Below are 4,194 nucleotides of genomic sequence, written 5' to 3' on the forward strand. Positions count from 1 at the left end.
GGCTCCGCCTCGGCGCTGTGCGCGGGGTCCGCGTCGGCGTCCGCGACCGTCTGCTCCGCCGTCGCGGCGGGCTCGACGTCGGTCACGCTGTACGTGACGGGCTCGGTTACGGCGACCAGCTCGGTCTCGGCCTCCGCCTCGGTGTCCGTGGCGGCCTCGGCGACCGGCTCCGCCTCGGTGCCCGTGGCGGTCTCGGATTCGGGCGCCAGCTCGACGGCGGCGGCTGACTCGGGCTCAACCTCGGTGTCCACCGTCGGCTCTGCGACCGCCTCAGCCTCGGCATCGGTGTCCGCCGTCAGGGCTGCCTCGGCGGCCGGGTCCAGGGCGGTGCGCTGGGCGATGACGGCTGCGGTGGCCGTCACATCGGCCTGTTCGGCGGTGAGTTGGGACAGGAGGTCGCCCAGGCCCTGGGCCGTCAGCGCGTCGTGGAGCTCGCGGAGGCGGGGGAGACGGTAGAGGGTGCCCTCGTCGCTGGCGAGGTGGTCCAGGAGGGAGGCCAGCTCCGCGAAGGGGAGGTCCGCCAGAGCCGTCTCGGACTCGTCGCGCAGCAGCGCGGTGAGCTGGTCGAGGCCGGTGAGCGCGGCCTCCGCGGCGGGGCCGGCGGGGTCGAGGAAGGAGGCGTCGCCCGGGAGCGCGGGGCGGGCGTCGGTGCCGGTGAGGGCCGCCCACTCGGTGCGGGTCGCCGCCGTCTCCGCGAGCGCGTCGTGGAGCTCGGAGCGGCTCGCGCCGCGCGACGCGGTGAGGGAGCGGGCGCGGCGGGCGAGGCGGGTCCGCTGCCACCAGGACTGGCTGACGCCGCGCTCCGCGCGCCACCCGGAGGTGGCCGTCGCGGCGAGCAGCGCGTCGAGCGCGTCGGCCTCGGCGGCGTACGCCTCGGGGCGCAGCACCTCCAGCGTGCTGCGGACCCGCAGCAGCAGGGCCACGGCGGTGGCCGTCTCGCGGACGGTCGTGGGCGCGGTGAGGTCGGGCAGCTCGGCGAGCCGTTCCGCCGCCTGCTGGAGGTCGGGGACGTTGTGGCCGCGCAGCTCCGCGAGGACGGTGGACGCGGCGCGCGCCTCGTCCAGGCGGGACACGGAGGCGAAGGCGGCGTACCAGGGGTGGGTTTCGGCCCGGAGGGTGAACCCGCCGGCCTCCGCGTAGCGGTTCAGGTCTTCCCGGGCTTCGGGCGACAAGAGCGGTGACGGGAGGGTGCTGGTGCTGTGGACGGAAGCGAGGGTCATAAGCGGAGGTCCCTGGCTGAGTCGGTGACGTGGGCGGTGGGCACCCACGATAGGGGTAACGGCCTGCGGAGCGTCGGCCGCGTCCCCGCCGACACGAACGGGGCCCCTCGTGCGGCCCTCACGGAGGCTGTTGATCACAGGCCGTGCCGGTCTGCTGACGCATCGTCCCGTGCCGGTCTGCTGACGACGACGTGGCCCTGCCCGACGTTCCCGGTCTGCGCGGTGCGCTCACCGAGTGGTTCGCGCGGGTGATCGCGGCGATGGACGCCTGTCCGGAGTCGGCGGACGACGTCCCGCCTGATCTGCCGCTGCCGGTTCACGCCTCGTGGCCGTAGGGCTGGTCGTGAGCCGGGTGGTCTGTGGCGTCGTCCATGGCGTCGGGGGAGCCGCCCATCATGGCGAGCATCGCGCGCCCGCCGGTGCGCAGGAACCGGATCACCAGGGCGGCGGCCACCAGCAGGAACGCGATGTTGAGGAAGGTGGTGTAGTTCCAGCTCACGCCGTCCGTCGGGAGCTTGGCCTGGGACTGGTCCGGCACCAGCCCCAGTCCGCCGAAGACGAGCTCCACCGCGTACCCGGCGACCACCATCGCGGCGTAGAAGGTCGCGGCGAGGTAGAGCGCCATCCGTCCGCCGTAGTACTTCCGGTAGATGTTGAGGATCGGCAGGATCAGCAGGTCGGCGAAGATGAACGCGACGACGCCGCCGAAGCTGATGCCGCCCTTCCACAGCACGACCGCCAGCGGCACGTTGCCGATGGAGCAGACGAAGGACGCCAGCGCCACCACCGGGCCGATCAACGGTCCCCAGATCTTGGACAGCAGCGGGTGTCCGTCGAAGAAGAAGTGCTGCCAGAAGGAGTCCGGCACCCAGGCCGCGATGGCCCCGGCGATCAGCAGGCCGACCACCAGGTCTCGCAGGATCGCCGCCCACTCCATGACGAACACGTGGGAGACGGCGGTGATGCCGCGGCGCGAAAGCAGCCGCCTGCGGAAGGAGCCCGTGCCGCCGACGGACATGTCCATCGCGGCGTGGCCCTCCATCGCGCCCGCGAGGCCGCGATCGGCCTGGGTGCGGGCCTCGCGCAGCAGACGACTGCGCAGGGTGAGCCGGAAGAGCAGGGCCAGCACCACGATCATGACGGGGCCGCCGGTGAACTCGGCGAGGGTGAACTGCCAGCCCATCAGCAGCGCCAGGATCACCCCGAGTTCGATCACCAGGTTGGTCGAGGCGATCTCGAAGGCCATCGCCGCGGTGAAGTCCGCGCCCTTGCGGAACAGCGAACGGGCCAGCGCGACCGCCGCGTAGGAGCAGGACGAGGACGCCATGCCCAGGAGCGAGGAGACGGCCAGCGTCCGGGGCCGGTCGTCGCCCATCAGCCGGGCCACCGTCTCCTTGCGCACCACGGCCTGGACGATCGCCGACAGCAGGAAGCCGAGGATCAGGGCCCAGGTGATCGCCCAGGTCATCGACCCCGCGATGGACAGGGCGTGGAGCACGGCGTGAACGACCGACATGGTGTGATCATCTCCGCGGAGCGACGAGTCTGCGAGCCGACCACCCCCCTGTACCCCTAGGGGGTATCAGCCAAGCATGGTGATCGGGCGAACGCGACAAGGGTGATCGGGCGAACGCGACAAGGGTGATCGGGCGAACGCGACAAGGCCGCCCCCGCGCGAGGCGGGAGCGGCCTTGGTCCAGCGGCGCGGACAGGGATGAAAGCCGCCGCTGGGGTCAGGTGTTCCTGATCAGTAGCCCTGGGTGCCGTAGGCGATGTTCTCGAAGGCGCCGTAGGTGGCGTTCGCGTAGCGCACGGCGGCGATGATGTTGTCGACCGGGTTCCAGATGTCCGTGTAACCCGGCAGCGCGTAGGCGTTGAAGGTCGGCTGGATGGTCTGCATCAGGCCCTCGGACGGGGTGCCCGCGGCGGCGTTGCCGTCCCAGTTGTTGACCGCGAGGGGGTTGCCGGAGGACTCCGTCATGGCACGGGCCTGGATGGCGGCGGCCGGCGGGACGTGGTCGCCGTGGGCGGCGAGGACGGCCTGGGCCTGGGCGATCCAGCCGCTCAGGTTGTTCGCGTAGACCGGCTGCGCGGCCTTGGCGGCGGCAGCGGCGGCGGCAGCCTTGGCGGCGGCCTGGGCCTGCGCCTGCTGCTGGGCCTTCGCCTTGGCGGCGGCAGCGGCCTGCGCCTGCTGCTGGGCCTTCGCCTTGGCGGCGGCAGCGGCCTGGGCCTGCGCCTGCTGCTGGGCCTTCGCCTTCGCGGCGGCGTCGGCGGCGGCCTTGGCCTTGGCCGCGGCGTCCGCCTTGGCCTTCGCGTCCGCGTCGGCCTTCGCCTTGGCGGCGGCAGCGGCCTGCGCGGACTGGCTGGCCAGCGGGGCACGCTGCTCGGAGCGGTTCGCGCTGTCCGTGGTGGGACGCGCGGCGGCGACGGTGCTGGCCGCGGCGGCGGTGTGGGCGGGGGAGTCGTTGCCCGTCAGAGCCACGGCGGTGCCGGTCGCGGCACCGGTGACCAGCAGGGCGGCGCCGATGCCGGCGGTGACGCGCCGGTTCAGGCGGGTCGTGGCGAGACGCTTGTTGAGCTGCACGAGGTTCAGGCGGATGCGGGGTCGCATGTCACTCCAAGGTCGACGGAACTGCCCGAGGCCGAGGGCGCACGAATCCCGGCGACCGCCAGAACGGCGTCGCTGCGTATGGGTTCCGCACACGGCGACATCGGGCTTCGCCCGATCGAGCAGGGGAGCGGTTCGGCGTTTGACAGGTCGGTGCTCTGGCACCGGTCACCGCGCTCCCGGCAGGCTCTCTGACCGCCTGCCTCGTGAACACTCACATGGGCTTCACAAACGGAGCAAGGGTTACCGCTAGTAAGTGGGGCGCGCCACAGCAGGCCGGTGACCTGCGTCTCAGTACGCGCGGCAGGGGTCGATGTCCTACGAACGACCGAGGGCCGCCCCCGCCGAACGGCGGGGGCGGCCTCC

The 4,194-nt window shown here is 72.8% G+C and carries 2 protein-coding genes and 1 pseudogene; all 3 read right to left on the reverse strand.

Annotated elements, in window-relative coordinates:
- A pseudogene (locus tag TR48_RS42975) lies at positions 1-1,220 on the reverse strand (hypothetical protein); the annotation flags it as partial.
- A 316-nt stretch (positions 1,221-1,536) separates the two neighbouring features.
- On the reverse strand, positions 1,537-2,736 hold the full coding sequence (locus TR48_RS05835) for a permease (protein WP_042364799.1): 1,200 nt from the start codon (positions 2,734-2,736) through the stop codon (positions 1,537-1,539).
- A gap of 231 nt (positions 2,737-2,967) precedes the next feature.
- Positions 2,968-3,831: a lytic transglycosylase domain-containing protein gene (locus TR48_RS05840; protein WP_052442422.1), complete on the reverse strand. Its 864-nt coding sequence runs from the start codon at positions 3,829-3,831 to the stop codon at positions 2,968-2,970.
- Positions 3,832-4,194 lie beyond the last annotated feature (363 nt).

It is taken from the genome of Streptacidiphilus neutrinimicus, assembly GCF_000787815.1.
Lineage (GTDB): Bacteria > Actinomycetota > Actinomycetes > Streptomycetales > Streptomycetaceae > Streptacidiphilus > Streptacidiphilus neutrinimicus.